The organism is Paenisporosarcina sp. OV554 (genome assembly GCF_003058165.1).
Classification (GTDB): domain Bacteria; phylum Bacillota; class Bacilli; order Bacillales_A; family Planococcaceae; genus Paenisporosarcina.
On the sequence record NZ_QBUC01000008.1, the window covers coordinates 93,326 to 109,566 of the forward strand.

Annotated in this window: 12 protein-coding genes; 1 reads left to right on the top strand and 11 read right to left on the bottom strand. The window is 39.7% G+C overall.

The features are described 5' to 3' along the window. Positions 1 to 167 precede the first annotated feature (167 nt). A complete protein-coding gene (gene rpoE / locus C8K15_RS09240) occupies positions 168 to 734 on the bottom strand; it encodes a DNA-directed RNA polymerase subunit delta (protein ID WP_108586120.1) in 567 nt (188 codons plus the stop codon). 390 nt (positions 735 to 1,124) lie between these two features. Here rpoE and C8K15_RS09245 point away from each other — a divergent pair, with 390 nt between their 5' ends. Then, positions 1,125 to 2,654 carry a hypothetical protein gene (locus C8K15_RS09245; RefSeq protein ID WP_108586121.1) on the top strand — a complete coding sequence of 510 codons (1,530 nt, stop codon included), beginning with the start codon at positions 1,125 to 1,127 and terminating at the stop codon, positions 2,652 to 2,654. Between the two features lie 415 nt (positions 2,655 to 3,069). Here C8K15_RS09245 and icmF read toward each other — a convergent pair whose 3' ends face one another. From icmF to C8K15_RS09295, 10 genes are all read right to left on the bottom strand, one after another. Next, entirely contained in the window at positions 3,070 to 6,330 is a 3,261-nt protein-coding gene (icmF, locus tag C8K15_RS09250) for a fused isobutyryl-CoA mutase/GTPase IcmF (RefSeq protein ID WP_108586122.1), read from the bottom strand. Continuing rightward, the gene (locus C8K15_RS09255) at positions 6,327 to 6,962 is read right to left on the bottom strand and encodes a TetR/AcrR family transcriptional regulator (protein ID WP_108586180.1); all 636 of its coding nucleotides are present in this window, start codon (positions 6,960 to 6,962) and stop codon (positions 6,327 to 6,329) included. Before C8K15_RS09255 ends, icmF begins: the two co-directional genes overlap by 4 nt. 12 nt (positions 6,963 to 6,974) lie before the next feature. After that, on the bottom strand, positions 6,975 to 8,114 hold the full coding sequence (locus C8K15_RS09260) for an acyl-CoA dehydrogenase (RefSeq protein WP_108586123.1): 1,140 nt from the start codon (positions 8,112 to 8,114) through the stop codon (positions 6,975 to 6,977). A 199-nt stretch (positions 8,115 to 8,313) separates the two neighbouring features. Next, positions 8,314 to 9,450 (bottom strand): acyl-CoA dehydrogenase, encoded by a 1,137-nt coding sequence (locus tag C8K15_RS09265; RefSeq protein ID WP_108586124.1) that lies wholly within the window; start codon positions 9,448 to 9,450, stop codon positions 8,314 to 8,316. Between the two features lie 12 nt (positions 9,451 to 9,462). After that, the gene (locus tag C8K15_RS09270; RefSeq protein ID WP_108586125.1) at positions 9,463 to 10,314 is read right to left on the bottom strand and encodes a 3-hydroxybutyryl-CoA dehydrogenase; all 852 of its coding nucleotides are present in this window, start codon (positions 10,312 to 10,314) and stop codon (positions 9,463 to 9,465) included. A 26-nt stretch (positions 10,315 to 10,340) separates the two neighbouring features. After that, positions 10,341 to 11,534 (bottom strand): acetyl-CoA C-acetyltransferase, encoded by a 1,194-nt coding sequence (locus C8K15_RS09275; protein WP_108586126.1) that lies wholly within the window; start codon positions 11,532 to 11,534, stop codon positions 10,341 to 10,343. Positions 11,535 to 11,953: 419 nt separating this feature from the next. Beyond that, positions 11,954 to 14,101 (bottom strand): (Fe-S)-binding protein, encoded by a 2,148-nt coding sequence (locus C8K15_RS09280; protein WP_108586127.1) that lies wholly within the window; start codon positions 14,099 to 14,101, stop codon positions 11,954 to 11,956. Between the two features lie 389 nt (positions 14,102 to 14,490). Further along, positions 14,491 to 15,150: a hypothetical protein gene (locus tag C8K15_RS09285; RefSeq protein ID WP_233260425.1), complete on the bottom strand. Its 660-nt coding sequence runs from the start codon at positions 15,148 to 15,150 to the stop codon at positions 14,491 to 14,493. A 14-nt stretch (positions 15,151 to 15,164) separates the two neighbouring features. Next, positions 15,165 to 15,644 (bottom strand): ECF transporter S component, encoded by a 480-nt coding sequence (locus C8K15_RS09290; protein ID WP_108586129.1) that lies wholly within the window; start codon positions 15,642 to 15,644, stop codon positions 15,165 to 15,167. Positions 15,645 to 15,647: 3 nt separating this feature from the next. Then, positions 15,648 to 16,238 carry a cob(I)yrinic acid a,c-diamide adenosyltransferase gene (locus C8K15_RS09295; RefSeq protein ID WP_108586130.1) on the bottom strand — a complete coding sequence of 197 codons (591 nt, stop codon included), beginning with the start codon at positions 16,236 to 16,238 and terminating at the stop codon, positions 15,648 to 15,650. Positions 16,239 to 16,241: the final 3 nt, after the last annotated feature.

Genomic DNA, 16,241 nt, shown 5'->3' on the forward strand with positions numbered 1-16,241 from the left:
AAATCAGGATGTGCGCTGGCGAAGTACTTCATGCTACGCCTTTTCAAATAAAAAAGCGCTCCACCTGCAGTGTTTGCAGAGGGAGCGCATTATATAAGCGTTCAATCTCCCTTTTTAGGGAGCCCAAGTAAAAGAGTAATCCGAATGACTAAATAAGTCAAGACCTATTATTGGTCATCCTCTTCTTCATCGTCTTCATCTTCATCGTCTTCATCGACAACGATTTCAAACTCATCAGTGTCCGTAAGAAGTTCTTCTGCAACTACTTCTTCGATTTCCACTACTTCATCATCTTCGTCCTCATCTTCATCGTCATCGTCTAAGTCAAAGTCTTCTACGTCTTCTACGAATTCATCGAAGTCCTCTTCAAATGCGATTTCATCATCATCTGTATCGTCTTCAATATCATCATCATCTTTAGAAGTTTTTGATTTCTTCTTACGTACTTTAACTGTTGGTGCTGTTTCTTCTTCGATTTGTTCAACCGGGTACCACTCGCGTAAGCCCCAACGGTTTTCAGAAATCGCAAGGAAGCGACCATCAATGTTCATATCTGTATAATACTGAAGTTTACGCTCTTTCATTTGTGCTTCAGTAAACTTGTTTAATTTTTTAATTTCATCAAGTAATTCTTGTAAAGTTAAAGATTCGTGTTTTTCTTCTAATATTGCATGTCCTAAATCGATAAACGATTCTTCACTTAGTTGTTCTTTTGTCATTTCGCGAAATTTCAAATCGTGCACGTCCTTTCTACATACGTTGGCATAGTACCCATTATATACAATCCTCATTCAAATATGCTACTGTGATTTGCTGTTTTTTGATTCTCGTATTTTGAGCCAGCCAAAATAAAACAAGTAAATCGATAGTATTATTAACGGAATGGAACCCATTTGCTTATTATACAGGAAAAATGTTAAAACAAGACATGTCAATATTACGATAATATGAATAACTCTTCGCATATCTGACAACCTCCCCATTCTTCTTTTTCTATTATACCTAAAACTATTATAAAGGTCGTCAAAAATAATATTTATAAATAAAGATGACTTCTCACATTTCATTATATGGTAAAGTATGACATGATTATGGTCAGTAAATACCTTAAGAAAGGAAAATATATGAATAAAAAACTGAAAATTATAAGTCTTTTAATTATTTTAATTTTAATTGGTTTCCAATACACCATTGTTCTTGATGGTCAGAAATCATTACCTTCTAAAGACTGGAGCCGTTCATTTACGACAAATGTGAGTCCAGGTAACTATGCAACTCTTAAAAGCATTCCATCTAAAACAGGTTATGCAACAAGCCTTCTTGATTTTGACAAAATGGGATTTTTGACTTGTACTGAGAATTTACAGTGTAACCAAGTTTGGTCAAATTCAGAATTGAATCCGTATAAAAACACTTGGAGTGACGGTGAAAATACATATTTTATTAAAGATGATTCCTTAATCCACTCTACTTCTAGCGGTGAAATTACAATCTCTGAAAATGTGGAAAACTTTGCGATAAATGAGGAAACACTCATGTACTGGCTTAAAGATCAACAAGTCGTCATTCAACAAGGCTCTAATGAACCCATTACGTATTCGTCAGAGTACCCAATTTATACAGGTATGATTGTGGATGAACATTTTTTTATTGTCACGCAAAATACTAGTGATAATGAGTTTATGGTACTTGAAGGTAAGAATGAATTTAAGGAATTGTTCAAGTTCCACTTAAATTCAAGGGAAAACCTGACATCCATGATATTAACCAGTGCCAGTAATACACAGTTTAATTTGTTGTTAGAGACCGGAATCAACTCAGGAGGAGAAATGCAAAAACTTCTACGTAGCGCATCTTTTGATTTAACCGAAAATCAAACTCCTCCATTAACTGAACTTGCCTTTTTCGACAAAGAATCAGGAGCTGAATTATTCAACATACGTTCTCCTTTTTTGTATAAAGGACATACTGGTCAAACCATTACGTTTTCGGCATACATGTATAATAAGTTCGGCCAAAAAGTTAATAAAATTTTTGTAGGAAATTACACGAAATCACCGATGAACGTCTCTGCTGTTACGAAGCAAGGTGATTTATTCATAAATCCAACGATGATAAACGATCAAACAATCGCTTACTTTAGATTAAACGGTAGTGAAAAAGAGCTAATGTATTCCTCATCAACCGATGAGAAAATCGCAGAAAGTAATACCGTTTTAAAAGGTGACTATAAAGAAGCATTTTACTCATTAATAAGTTTGTTGTTTGTTGGACTAGTACTGCTGTTACTGTCATTTACGTGGTTAGTTCCAGGGCTCGGTATAGGTTTTGGGACATTGGCATTACTTCAAAAATCCCGTAAACCTTATGCTTTTCCGGTCTCCCTTTACGCGACTACAATTGGTCTCGTAATCACTCAACTTGTTTTATTTGCAACCGTTCTTCATCCTGAGAAAATCGTATTAAAAGCACCTTATTTAACAGAGGATTGGCATGTTTTCCTTGTTGTTGTGCTCGCAGGTATTGGCTCTATCTTGCCAGTTCTCTTGTCCCGGACCAAAGTGACCGACGAAAATTGTAATATACTTATCTTGTACACAACCGGACTGAATTTATTCATTTTATTGTTATTATTAGGTCCTTATTTCATATAACTTCATTTATGACCAAAAATGATGGAGCTAGATACACCTATAAAAGGCTGTATTGAAAAACCTGAAGTAGCGCATGGGAGAGAACAATTAGCTAGATATGATTTCTGAAGCGATTTTCTACCTGACACTTTTAATTAAGTGTCAGGTTTTTCATTTTTTCAGACGTGGAACAAGCTTTTTCAGACGTGAAAGCCTTATATTCAGACGTCGATCTCCATTTTTCAGACGTTCCCCCCAAAAAGTCAGACTGAGCACCCGCTCAGACTATTCAAAAAGAAAAACGACCCACATAAGCGGGTCGCTTGGGCCCACAGGATGTGGGTCATGAAGGAATTGCGAAATTTCTTAGCACTGCATTTTGCGACGAGTAACCGCAGGAGCACCATGATGTCGCGATGCTAGCCTTCGTTCCTTTTTACATATTACGGCGATATTGTCCGCCAACTTCATAAAGTGCGTTAGTAATTTGACCAAGAGAAGCTACTTTTACAGTGTCCATCAATTGTTCGAAGATGTTACCGCCAGAAATGGCTACTTCTTTCAAACGTGCTAATGCTGCAACTGATTCGTCTGCATGAAGTTCTTGGAAGGCACGTAAGCTTTGAATTTGTGATTCTTTTTCGTCGCTTGTTGCACGAGCAATTTCCATGTTATCAATGTCTTCTGAAGATGGTGGATTTGGATTCAAATACGTGTTCACTCCGATAATCGGCAATTCACCCGTATGTTTCAACATTTCATAATGCATTGATTCTTCTTGAATTTTCCCACGTTGGTACTGCGTTTCCATCGCACCAAGTACGCCACCACGATCATCAATACGATCAAATTCTGAAAGTACTGCTTCTTCAACTAAGTCCGTCATTTCTTCAATAATGAATGCTCCTTGAAGAGGGTTTTCGTTTTTCGCAAGTCCAAGTTCTTTCGTAATAATCATTTGGATAGCCATTGCGCGACGAACGGATTCTTCTGTTGGCGTAGTGATCGCTTCGTCATACGCATTAGTATGAAGAGAGTTACAGTTATCTTGAAGCGCCATCAATGCTTGTAGTGTTGTACGAATATCGTTGAAGTCGATTTCTTGTGCATGCAAGCTTCGACCAGATGTTTGTACATGATACTTAAGCTTTTGGCTGCGATCATTAGCACCGTATTTATCACGCATAACGATAGCCCAAATACGACGAGCTACACGTCCAATTACCGTATACTCTGGATCTAAACCATTTGAGAAGAAGAATGATAAGTTTGGCGCAAAGTCATCAATGTTCATTCCACGGCTCAAATAGTACTCAACATAAGTGAAACCATTTGATAACGTAAAGGCTAATTGAGAGATTGGGTTTGCTCCCGCTTCCGCAATATGATAGCCAGAAATTGATACAGAATAGTAGTTTCGTACTTTAGAATCAATAAAGTACTGTTGAATGTCACCCATCATGCGAAGTGCGAATTCCGTAGAGAAAATACATGTGTTTTGCCCTTGGTCTTCTTTTAAAATATCCGCTTGAACAGTTCCACGAACCACTTGAAGTGTAGTAGTGCGTACTTCAGTAAATTCTTCAACTGTTAATGTGCGACCTAGTTTTTCTTCGTTTAATTTAACTTGTTGGTCAATCGCTGTATTCATAAACATAGCTAAAATAATTGGTGCAGGTCCATTGATTGTCATGGAAACTGATGTTGATGGTGCGCACAAATTAAAGCCGTCATATAGTTTCTTCATATCATCAAGTGTACAAATGCTGACACCTGATTCCCCTACTTTACCGTAAATATCTGGTCGTAAGTCTGGATCTTCTCCGTATAGAGTAACGGAGTCGAATGCTGTTGATAAACGTTTCGCATCATCATCTTTCGATAAGTAATGGAAGCGGCGGTTTGTGCGCTCAGGTGTACCTTCCCCTGCGAATTGACGTTTTGGATCTTCCCCTTCACGTTTGAACGGAAATACTCCTGCTGTATATGGGAATGAACCTGGTACGTTTTCTTTATATACCCAGCGTAAAATTTCACCGTAGTCTACAAATTTCGGCAATACCACTTTTGGAACTTTCAAGCCACTTAAGCTTTCTGTAACTAACATCGTACGGATTTCTTTATCACGAACTTTGGTAACGAATTCGTCACCAGAATACGCTTCTTTTAACGTTTTCCAGTTGTCTAGGATACGTTTTGATTCTGCCGTTAATTCGTCACGCATACCTTCAGCTAGTGAAGTTAACGATTCAACTAATGCATCATTTGGAGCTTTTTCATTGACTGTTTGAATAGCGCCTTCAAGTTGGAACAAACGACGAGCGAAGTCCACTTGTTGGTCAGACTTTTTATGATAGCCACGAACTGCATCCGTGATTTCACGTAAGTAGTAACGACGATCATTAGGAATGATGACATTTTGTTTTTGCGTTTTCACAAATTGCTCATAGTTAGTTTCCCAGTTCGTTCCACACACTTCGTTGACACGTGATACTAAAGCTGCGAACAATGAGTTGGTACCTTTGTCGTTAAACTGACTAGCAATTGTACCGTGAACTGGCATTGTATCAAGGCTTTCATTCCATAAACCGCGGCTACGTTGGTATTGTTTTTGCACTTGACGAAGTGCATCTTCAGAACCTTTACGCTCATATTTGTTAATAACAATTAAGTCAGCGTAATCGATCATATCGATTTTTTCTAATTGTGAAGGTGCTCCGAATTCACTCGTCATTACATACATAGAAACGTCTGCAACGTTGGTGATTTCTGCATCCCCTTGACCAATCCCGCTTGTTTCTACAATGATCAAGTCGTAACCAGCTACTCTCACTACATCTAGTACATCGCCAATCGCGCCTGACAATTCAGTCCGTGAACCACGTGTAGCTAGACTGCGCATAAAGACGCGTTTATTGAATATCGCGTTCATACGTATACGGTCACCAAGTAAAGCCCCACCCGTTTTTTGTTTCGTTGGGTCAATAGATATTACGGCTATTTTTTTGTCCGGTAATTCTGATAAGAAGCGACGAATCAATTCGTCTGTTAACGAAGATTTCCCTGCACCACCAGTACCGGTGATTCCAAGTACGGGTGTTCCTTTTGACATTTCACGAGCTTTTTCAACTAATGCTTTTGCTTCTGCGTTTTCATTGTTCACTCCGTCTTCAGCCACACTAATTAAGTGAGCTAAAATTTGAGGATGATCCGTGTCCACTTGAGCCAATTGATCCACAGCATTTTTCGTGGCTATTGCTTTATCACAATCTTCAACCATACGATTAATCATGCCTTGAAGTCCTAATGTACGACCGTCTTCTGGTGAAAAAATCCAAGCAATCCCGTAATCATGTAAATCTTTAATTTCCTTTGGAATGATTACGCCCCCACCACCACCGTAAATGCGAATGTGTGGAGCCCCACGTTCTGCTAATAAATCGTACATGTATTTAAAGTATTCTGTGTGACCACCTTGATAAGAAGAAATCGCAATCCCGTGAGCATCCTCTTGAATTGCCGCGTTTACGACTTCTTCTACAGAACGGTTATGTCCTAAATGAATAACTTCTGAACCCGTTGATTGTAAAATACGTCGCATAATATTAATGGACGCATCATGGCCATCAAAAAGACTTGAAGCTGTTACAAAACGCACGTGATTAGTTGGACGGTAAATTTCTACTGTTGCTGTCATACTGTTCCCCCATTCCCTTGTATTCCTTGTAAGAAAAATGTTGTTTGCTGTTCAATAAAGTCCTCAATCGTCATATCACGACGAAGTCCCCAGCGTCTAAATGACCACATTTGCCCTTGAACGACAACATGGTGTGCTGCCAATTTTACGGCTTCTTCAGACAACTGACATTCTCCTGATTTACGGCACGCATGAAGAATGTCTTCAAAGATCGCTACCATTTCAAGTTCTTTATTTAAAACATATTGTAGAGCGTCTTTCGGTAACGATTTTGACTCTTGGTACATGACGATGAACTCGTCTTGCATTTCATCAATCAATAAATAATAGTGTCGAATGGCTATCTTCAAGCCATCGAGAGTGCCTGCTTGTGTCGGAAGTGCCGATAAACGCTCTTGCACTTCTTCGTAAATACTGTCACACACTAAATACAGAACGTCTTCTTTCGTACGAATGTATTCGTACAATGTGCCAATACTAAATCCTGCTTCTTTAGCGATTTCACGAGTCGTTGTGCGATGAAAGCCCTTCTGTTTGAAGAGCGCGACAGCCCCCCGAATCATTTGATTCCGGCGTTTTGAAATTAGGCTTTCATCTTTCACGGACGACTGAACTTCGCGCTTGGACTTCATTTCTGTCAAGACTTACTTCGTCAACATACGAGAAATGACAAGACGTTGAATCTCTTGAGTTCCCTCGTAAATTTGAGTGATTTTTGCGTCGCGCATATAACGTTCTACTGGGTAATCTTTTGTATAACCATAACCACCGAATACTTGAACAGCTTCCACTGTTACTTTCATCGCTGTATCTCCAGCCATTAATTTTGCCATCGCAGATTCTTTACCATAAGAATGACCATTTGATTCCAACCAAGCAGCTTGATATGTAAGTAAACGTGATGCTTCAATTGAAGTCGCCATATCTGCTAGTTTGAAAGAAACCCCTTGGTTCGCTGCGATTGGTTTACCAAATTGAACGCGTTCTTTCGCATAATCAACTGATGCGTCAAGTGCCCCTTGTGCAATTCCGACAGCTTGTGCTGCAATTCCGTTACGACCGCCATCCAGTGTTTTCATTGCGATAAGGAATCCTTCGCCTTCTGCACCAAGTAAGTTTTCTTTTGGAATGCGGCAGTTATCGAAAATGATTTCAGTTGTTGGAGATGAACGGATTCCGAGTTTCTTTTCTTTCTTCCCAACTGAGAAACCTTCAAAATCAGCTTCAACGATAAATGCGCTAGTCCCTTTATGTTTTGAACTTGGATCAGTTACCGCAAATACTACATAAATATCAGCAATACCACCGTTTGTAATGAAAATTTTCGCGCCATTTAGTACATAATGATCGCCATCTAATTTAGCTGTTGTTTTCATACCGCCTGCGTCAGACCCAGAACCTGCTTCAGTTAAACCATAGCCACCAATTTTTGTGCCTTCTGCCATTGGGCGTAGGTATTTTTGCTTTTGTTCTTCGTTGCCGTATTTGAAAATCGGCCATCCCGCTAAAGAAGTATGAGCTGAAAGTGTTACACCAGTCGAGGCACATACGCGTGATAACTCTTCTACAGCGATACAGTAAGCCAAGTAATCCGAACCAATTCCACCGTACTCTTCAGGCCAAGGAATACCTGTTAAACCAAGCTCCGCCATTTTGTCGAAAATTTCACGATCAAAACGTTCTTCTTCGTCACGCTCTGCAGCTGAGGGTGCTACTTCTTTTGTTGCGAAGTCGCGTACCATTTTGCGAATCATTTCATGTTCTTCTGAAAGTTTAAAGTTCATTGTTATTCCACCCTTTTTAGTTTTATTATTTAGGCTATATTAAAGAATGTAGTTGATTTTGAATAATAACCGAGTCATTATATTTGCGCCTTGCATGCCGAAAAAGTGTGAAGCTAGAGACCAACAAGTGTGTTTTCATGCTTGTAGACTCATACGGAACATGCAGCTAGCGCAAATGCAGTTTAGTTTAACAGAGCTATTATTTAAGTAAGTGTTTGCCGATAACTACTCGTTGAATTTCAGATGTGCCTTCATATATTTCCGTTACTTTTGCATCTCGGAAATAGCGTTCTACTGGATAATCTTCTGTGTAGCCGTAACCACCAAATACTTGAACAGCTTCAATTGACGTTTCTACTGCGGTTTTCGAAGCGAAAAGTTTTGCCATTGATGCTTCTTTTCCAGAAGCTAAACCTCGAGTACGTAAATCTGCAGCACGATACACAAGTAATTTTGAAGCTTCAACAGCTGTTGCCATATCCGCTAATTTAAAACCAACTCCTTGTTGTGCAGCGATTGGTTTCCCAAATTGTACTCGTTCTTTTGCATAGCCGACTGCTGCCTCAAAGGCTGCTTCTGCAATTCCTAAAGCTTGCGCTGCAATCCCGATACGACCTACATCTAGGTTTGCCAGTGCAATTTTAAACCCTTCGCCTTCTTGACCTAAAAGGTTTTCAACTGGAACTTTCATATCTTCAAATGTTAATTGAACTGTTCGAGAACCGTGCAAGCCCATTTTGTGCTCGTCTTTCCCAATAATAAGGCCTGGTGTATCTTTTTCTACAATGAAAGCTGACACGCCTCGTGATCCTTGTGTTGCATCAGTTGAAGCGAAAACGATATATACATCTGCTTCTCCACCGTTTGTGATGAATACTTTTGAGCCGTTAATTTTATAATGATCGCCGTCTTTAACTGCTTTTGATTTCATAGAGCCAACATCTGAGCCAGCTGATGGTTCAGTTAAGCAAAATGCTCCTAAATATTCTCCTGCAGCTAATTTCGGGATAAATTTTTGTTTTTGTTCTTCATTACCGAAATATAAAATCGGGTTCGTTCCAACCGAAGTATGAACAGATAGGATAACTCCTACTACTGCACTCACTTTAGATAACTCATGAATGGCGATAACGTAGCTTGTGAAGTCCATTTCAGATCCGCCGTATTTTTCTGGAATCGTGATACCCATTAAGCCAAGTACAGCCATTTTTTTCAATATTTCACGTGGGAATTCGCCCTTTTCCATTTTTTCAATGTTCGGCTCAATTTCCGTTTTTGCAAAGTCGCGCACCATATTGCGCATCATGATTTGTTCTTCTGTGAATTTCAGTTCCATTGGTGAAGCCCCCTATACGTACTCGTAAAAACCGCGACCTGTTTTCTTACCTAACCAGCCAGCTTTTACGTATTTGCGAAGTAGTGGACACGGTCGATATTTACTATCGCCGAAGCCCTCATGCAAGATTTCCATTATATATAAACATGTATCAAGGCCGATAAAATCAGCTAATTGTAGAGGTCCCATTGGATGATTCATGCCAAGCTTCATCACGTCGTCGATCGCTTCTTTCGTCGCTACACCTTCGTACAGTGTATATATCGCTTCGTTGATCATTGGCATTAAAATACGATTTGAAACGAATCCTGGAAAATCATTCACTTCTACAGGGACTTTCCCAAGTTTTTTCGTCATTTCTTCGATGCTTGTGTAAACATCGTCAGTCGTTGCAAGCCCGCGAATGATTTCAACCAGTTTCATTACTGGCACTGGGTTCATAAAGTGCATGCCAATAACTTGTGCTGGTCGGTTCGTTGCTGCTGCAATTTCTGTAATCGGCAGTGAAGATGTATTAGATGCTAAAATCGTATGTTTTGGTGTAATTTCATCTAGTTGTTTAAATATTTTTTGTTTAATTTCCATATTTTCAACTGCAGCTTCTATTACTAAATCCACGTCAGATGCATCGTTAAGATCCAAGGATTTTGTAATGCGTGACAAGACTTGAGATTTTTCTTCTTCAGTCATGCGTCCTTTTTCAACATTGCGTGATAGATTTTTCGTGATGTTTGCAAGTCCACGTTGGAAGTATTCTTCCTTCATGTCATTTAATTTCACATCGAATCCGGCTTGTGCACATACTTGTGCAATACCTGAACCCATTTGTCCTGCTCCGATTACGAGTACTTTTTGAATCGTCATCTATATTATCCTCCTCTATAGGTATATTAAGCTTTTGGTACTTCGATCATAATGGCATCACCTTGGCCGCCGCCAGAACAAATAGCTGCGATTCCAATACCGCCACCACGGCGTTTTAATTCATAAGCTAAAGTTAAGATAATGCGTGCACCACTTGCCCCAATTGGATGTCCAAGTGCAACGGCTCCACCGTTCACGTTAACTTTTGATTCATCTAAGTTAGCGATTTGAGCAGACGCTAAAGCCACTGCAGCGAATGCTTCATTGATTTCAAACAAGTCGATTTCTTCAAGTTTTTTACCTGTTTTCTCTAAAATTGCTTTAATGACAAGACCAGGCGTTTGTGGGAAGTGTTCTGGCTCAATTGCTACTTCCGCGTGTCCAATGACATAAGCTAGAGGCGTTTTGCCTTCTGCTTTTGCTTTGTCCTCACTCATTAACACAAGCACAGCAGCGCCATCATTTACACCTGGGGCGTTTCCAGCTGTAATCGTGCCATCTTTGCCGAATGCTGGTCTTAATTTTGACAGTGATTCAGTAGATGTATTTCTACGTGGTGATTCATCTTGATCAATTTTTAATGCATCACCTTTACGTTGAGGAACTTCTACCGCAATAATCTCTTCAGCGAATGTTCCATTGTCGATTGCTTTTAATGCTAAGTCATGGCTACGGAATGACCATTCATCTTGTTTCTCACGAGATAAGTCAAATTTCTCCGCAGTTGCATTACCGTATGTACCCATATGAACACGCTTTGGATCGAACGAACAAGAAAGACCATCATAAATCATGCCATCTATCATTTGAGCATCACCCATGCGTAGGCCGAATCGACCTTTAGGCAAATAATATGGTGCATTTGACATAGACTCCATACCGCCCGCAACAATCGTTTCCTCTTCTCCTAAACGAATCAATTGATCAGCCAAAGTGACTGCGCGCATACCGGATGCACACACTTTGTTAATCGTTTCTGTTTTAACACCCCATGGAATGCCTGCTTTTGTAGCAGCTTGACGAGAAGGGATCTGCCCTTGACCAGCTTGAAGTACAGTTCCCATAATGACTTCGTCAACTGATTCAGGCGAAACACCCGCTCTGTTTAACGCTTCTTTAATGGCAACGCCACCTAAATCACTCGCTGTAAGTGAAGCTAATGAGCCTCCCATTTTCCCGAATGCTGTTCGTGCTCCATCTAAAATAACTGTTTTTGCCATGATGATTTCCTCCTCAATTTTTGTATACGCTTACAGTTTTATCTTTTTTAAGAATTGCGACAATTCATTGTGTGTGTAGTCGTGTTTTCGAAATTTGTGACGCACGTAGGGAAAATTAAGTGCTTGGTTGTAAAAATTGACGTTGACGTAGGAATAAATGAAATTGACGTTGTAAATCTGACAATTCCACACTGTCACCATTTGGTTCTGCGGTTACTCGTCGCAAATACATTGCTCCTGCATCGCTTCGCTAGCTTCGTCGCAAATAAAAAAACTCTCAGAGTTTTTTTATTGACTGAACGCTCGCTCGACAAAACATCAAACAAAAAGGGAGTACAACGACTCCCTTTCTTATCTGAATCTATTATATCGTCATTACGGGTTTTTATCAAACAACTGTTTTGTGTTAATTCTGAATACTACTGTAATACCGGTTCTTCTTCTGTCTCTTCAACTGGAGGTAAGTAATCTCCTAGTACTGAGCGTTCTAGTAGTTCAGCAATATCGTATGTGCCAATTGTTTCTTCTACTTCTTTTGCTTTGGTACCATCTGATAGCATTGTTAAGCAGTACGGACAACCTGATGAAATCATGGTTGGATTCACTGCAATTGCTTGCTCTGTTCGCGCAACGTTTACACGATTACCAACATGTTCTTCCATCCACATCATTCCGCCTCCTGCTCCACAGCACATACCTGTTTCGCGATTACGTTCCATTTCCACAAGCTTCACGCCTGGGATTGCACGCAAGATTTCACGTGGTGGATCGTAGACATCATTGTAGCGGCCTAAGTAACATGAATCGTGGAACGTGATCGTTTCATTGATAGCATGTTGAGGTTTCAAGCGTCCTTGTTGTACTAAATCAAACAACATTTCAGTATGGTGAAGAACTTCTCCACTCCAGCCAAAGTCTGAGTATTCATTTTTAAAAATGTTATAAGCGTGCGGGTCAATCGTAACAATTTTCGTAACGCCGGCTTTTTCAAACTCAGCAATATTTGATGCTGCTAGTTCTTGGAATAAGAATTCATTTCCTAAACGACGTGGTGTATCACCAGAGTTCTTTTCTTTATTCCCAAGAATAGCGAATTTTACTCCTGCTTCATTCATCAATCGTGCAAAAGCAAGTGCGATTTTTTGAGAACGGCTGTCGAAAGCACCCATTGAACCAACCCAGAATAAGAATTCGAATTCTTCTCCCGCTTTTGATACTTCTTTTACGGTAGGAATGTTCACGTCTGGACGTTCGTCACGCCAGTTTTCTTTTTCTTTACGGTTCAGACCCCATGGATTTCCTTGACGTTCGATGTTTGTCATCGCGCGCTGTGCATCCGGATTCATGCGTCCTTCCGTCATAACTAAGTAACGACGAAGGTCAATAATGTGGGATACATGTTCAATCATAACTGGACATTGATCTTCACAGTTACGACAAGTCGTACATGCCCAAAGCTCATCTTCTGTAATAACTTCACCAATTAATGCTGGGTTATAAATGTCCTCGATAACTGTACCATCTACACGAGCTGCCACTGCTAATTGATTTCCTTGCGTATTCGCAAAGGCCATTGCAGGAACCCATGGTTTTTGTTGTGTCAGCACAGCACCTGTATTTGTTAAATGATTACGTAGTTTTGTAATTAAGTCCATCGGTGACAGCATTTTGCCTGTTCCCGTTGCTGGACACATATTTGTACAACGTCCACATTCTACGCAAGCATATAAGTCGATCATTTGTTTTTGTGTAAAGTCTTGAATTTTACCAACACCGAATGACGCCTCTTCTTCCGATTCTTCATCTTCAGCTTCTTCGAAATTAATCGGGCGAAGCTTTCCAACGATATCAGTACGGTTGAAATAAGTGTTCGCTGGTCCAGTAATTAAGTGGAAATGCTTTGATTGTGGTACGTACACCAAGAATGTAAGCAGGAATAGTAAGTGAACCCACCACATGATGTAGAAAATCGTAATAGCGGCTGCTTCTGGTAAGAATCCAAAAATTGCTGCCACACTAGATGCGACTGGTTCTGCCCAAGTTGCTGCGTGATCATGCCAAATCATACCCATCCCGTTTCCAACTAACACGGAAACCATTAAACCACCGATGAATACTAAGACAAGTCCTGATTTCCATCCACGTTTTAAACGTACTAACTTTTCAATGTAACGACGGTAGAATGCCCACACGACTGCAACAAGAATAGTTAATGTAACGATTTCTTGGAAAAATGTGAACGCAGGATACAATGGACCTAAAGGTAAATGTGATCCTGGTTTTAACCCTTTCCAAATAAAATCGATTGCCCCAAATTGTACAAGAAGGAATCCGTAGAAGAACATCACATGAATGATTCCACTTTTCTTATCCTTCAATAATTTCTTTTGTCCAAATACATTCACCATTATTTTACGCATGCGCGCTTTGAAGTTATCTTCAAACTCTACTTTCTTTCCGAGTTTGATAAATTCGTAGCGTGTCTTCAACAAATAAGTAAAAAGACCAATCGCGTAAGCGGTTACAACTAAAAATAAAACCCAGTTTGCTATTAAAAGCGGGCTCATCGCTCTCTCCCCTTTCCTTTGTTAAAAACATAATTTGTTATCATTCTAATAACATCAGTTTAGTAGATAGATGGTTTGTTGTCGATGCTAAGTTATAGTTTAAAACTGAATGAGCATTCAGTCAATAGAAAATATTAGAAGTTTTCAGTAAAGTGACTATTCCGCAAACCGAATAATGAGGTCCACCATTCATTAGCGGCACACTATAACACCCAAAACACTAGGTAACTGGTTTCCTAGGAATGAACGTTAAGTTAACGGGAATAAAGCGATTGCGAACAGGAATAAACACCTCTTGAATGGGATTAAACCAAGAAAACTCCCTAAATGAGCCTACTCTCGCGAAAAACTGCAAGAAAAAAATCCCTCTGCTACTAACAGAAGGATTATTACTGTATTATTATTTTTCTTAATCCGTTACCAAAATGAAGTGTTGCTTGCTCGATTGATTCATTTGGGACACCAACTAAAACTACCGTACAAGGTCCTGCTGACTTTTCAACATCAACATCTGAATGAACATGAAGTTTATCTTTGGCTAACAGGATTCTGAACTCTGCCTGAATTCCTTTTGATCCGACTGGCCAAATGTTCGTCACGTAACCATTTTCTATTGCTATCTTCACTTTTTTCAAGTCTGCTATCACTTCCAGATTTTCTAGCACTTCACTACCAACAAAAGGTTGACCATAAATGAACCACGTAACATCACAATTCACAACTTCTCTGCTACGACCAATCATTGTAACTGACATAGCGGATTGTAAAAGGTTCATATTTGTTTCACTACTGCCTGTTACTAAAATATGCTCTAAATCTACGTCTTTCAATAAACGATTAACACCTTGAACATAACCTTGCCATGCAGCATCACCTGAAAAGTTGTGGATAATTACAGATTCCACTTGGGCACTTGCAGCCCACTGTTCGAGTAATGCTACACGAGCTGCAAAATAACTTACGACTTCATTTTGTGCAAATACAAGATCAGCTTGTTTTTCACCTATACCTCCAGAGTTATCAGTTGTAACGACAAAGCCATTAGCCAATTTCAGCGCGTGTCTCATTTAACAATTACTTTCTTGTAAAGTCGCTCTAGCACTGGTGCTAATAAAAAAGCAATGCCAGCATTTAAACAGGAAGCTAATAGTAACGAAGGCACAGCTCCATAAAAGAACGCAGGACTAATCAAAAAGTAAAATGGTAGCGGCGCAATAACACCATTAGCTAGGACGAAAAATAGCCATTTCCCTTTAACCCATCCTTTTTGATGGAGTACTGCAAAAATCCACAGTATTCCAAACATTTCCACCGCAATTAATGCATGAAATGGTCCGAATGGCATTCCTATTGATAAAGCAGATACCAAATGACCGACCGCTGCTGCAATTCCTGAAAATACAGGTGGTAAAATGGCAACGGAAACTAAAGCAGGTACTGCATCTAAAGCGGCTGAACCTATTCCCACAGGTAATTTGACGAGTGCACCAATTGCACATAAAGTTGCAATCATTGCGGTTAATGTTATTAAACGAACATTCATTGATTATTCCTCCACTTTTTTAGCTCGTCCACCATTTCTAAAAACTTTTGCAGAACGCACGTATTCGTTGTCAGGCACGTTGACCCTTGAGTTGGCTACTCGTGAAGCGGCAAATAAATAGTCGGACAAGCGATTCAAATAACGTTGGACTACAGTAGGTATGTCTTCTTCTACTTTCATCAAGGTCACCATTTGTCTTTCAGCACGCCGTGTTACTGTTCTCGCGATATGTAGAGTTGCTGCAGCTGGTGATCCTCCTGGTAAAATAAAACGTTCGAGCATTGGTGGTTCTTCCATTAGTTCATCAATACGTTTCTCTAATACTTCTACTGGCTCTTGTGACATTTTATATGTACGGTTTGGCTTGACGTTTGCTAAATCTCCACCACAATCGAATAATTCATTTTGAATTGCTTCTAAGTCTGTAAGTAAGTCTGTAAAAATGGTTGGGTCTAGCTCTGTCATTGCTTTGCCAATAAACGAATTCACCTCGTCAATAGTTCCATAGGTTTCAACTCGCGGATCATCTTTATCTGTGCGTGCCCCAATTAAACTTGTTTGTCCTTTGTCTCCAGTTCGTGTATAAATTCTCAACTT

Bases quoted from the DNA above. Each gene is read 5' to 3' on its own strand.
- C8K15_RS09260 (WP_108586123.1), bottom strand. From the start codon at position 8,114: ATGAACTTTAAACTTTCAGAAGAACATGAAATGATTCGCAAAATGGTA.
- C8K15_RS09265 (WP_108586124.1), bottom strand. From the start codon at position 9,450: ATGGAACTGAAATTCACAGAAGAACAAATCATGATGCGCAATATGGTG.
- C8K15_RS09270 (WP_108586125.1), bottom strand. From the start codon at position 10,314: ATGACGATTCAAAAAGTACTCGTAATCGGAGCAGGACAAATGGGTTCA.
- C8K15_RS09280 (WP_108586127.1), bottom strand. From the start codon at position 14,101: ATGAGCCCGCTTTTAATAGCAAACTGGGTTTTATTTTTAGTTGTAACC.
- icmF (WP_108586122.1), bottom strand. From the start codon at position 6,330: ATGACAGCAACAGTAGAAATTTACCGTCCAACTAATCACGTGCGTTTT.
- C8K15_RS09290 (WP_108586129.1), bottom strand. From the start codon at position 15,644: ATGAATGTTCGTTTAATAACATTAACCGCAATGATTGCAACTTTATGT.
- C8K15_RS09245 (WP_108586121.1), top strand. From the start codon at position 1,125: ATGAATAAAAAACTGAAAATTATAAGTCTTTTAATTATTTTAATTTTA.
- C8K15_RS09255 (WP_108586180.1), bottom strand. From the start codon at position 6,962: ATGAAGTCCAAGCGCGAAGTTCAGTCGTCCGTGAAAGATGAAAGCCTA.
- C8K15_RS09275 (WP_108586126.1), bottom strand. From the start codon at position 11,534: ATGGCAAAAACAGTTATTTTAGATGGAGCACGAACAGCATTCGGGAAA.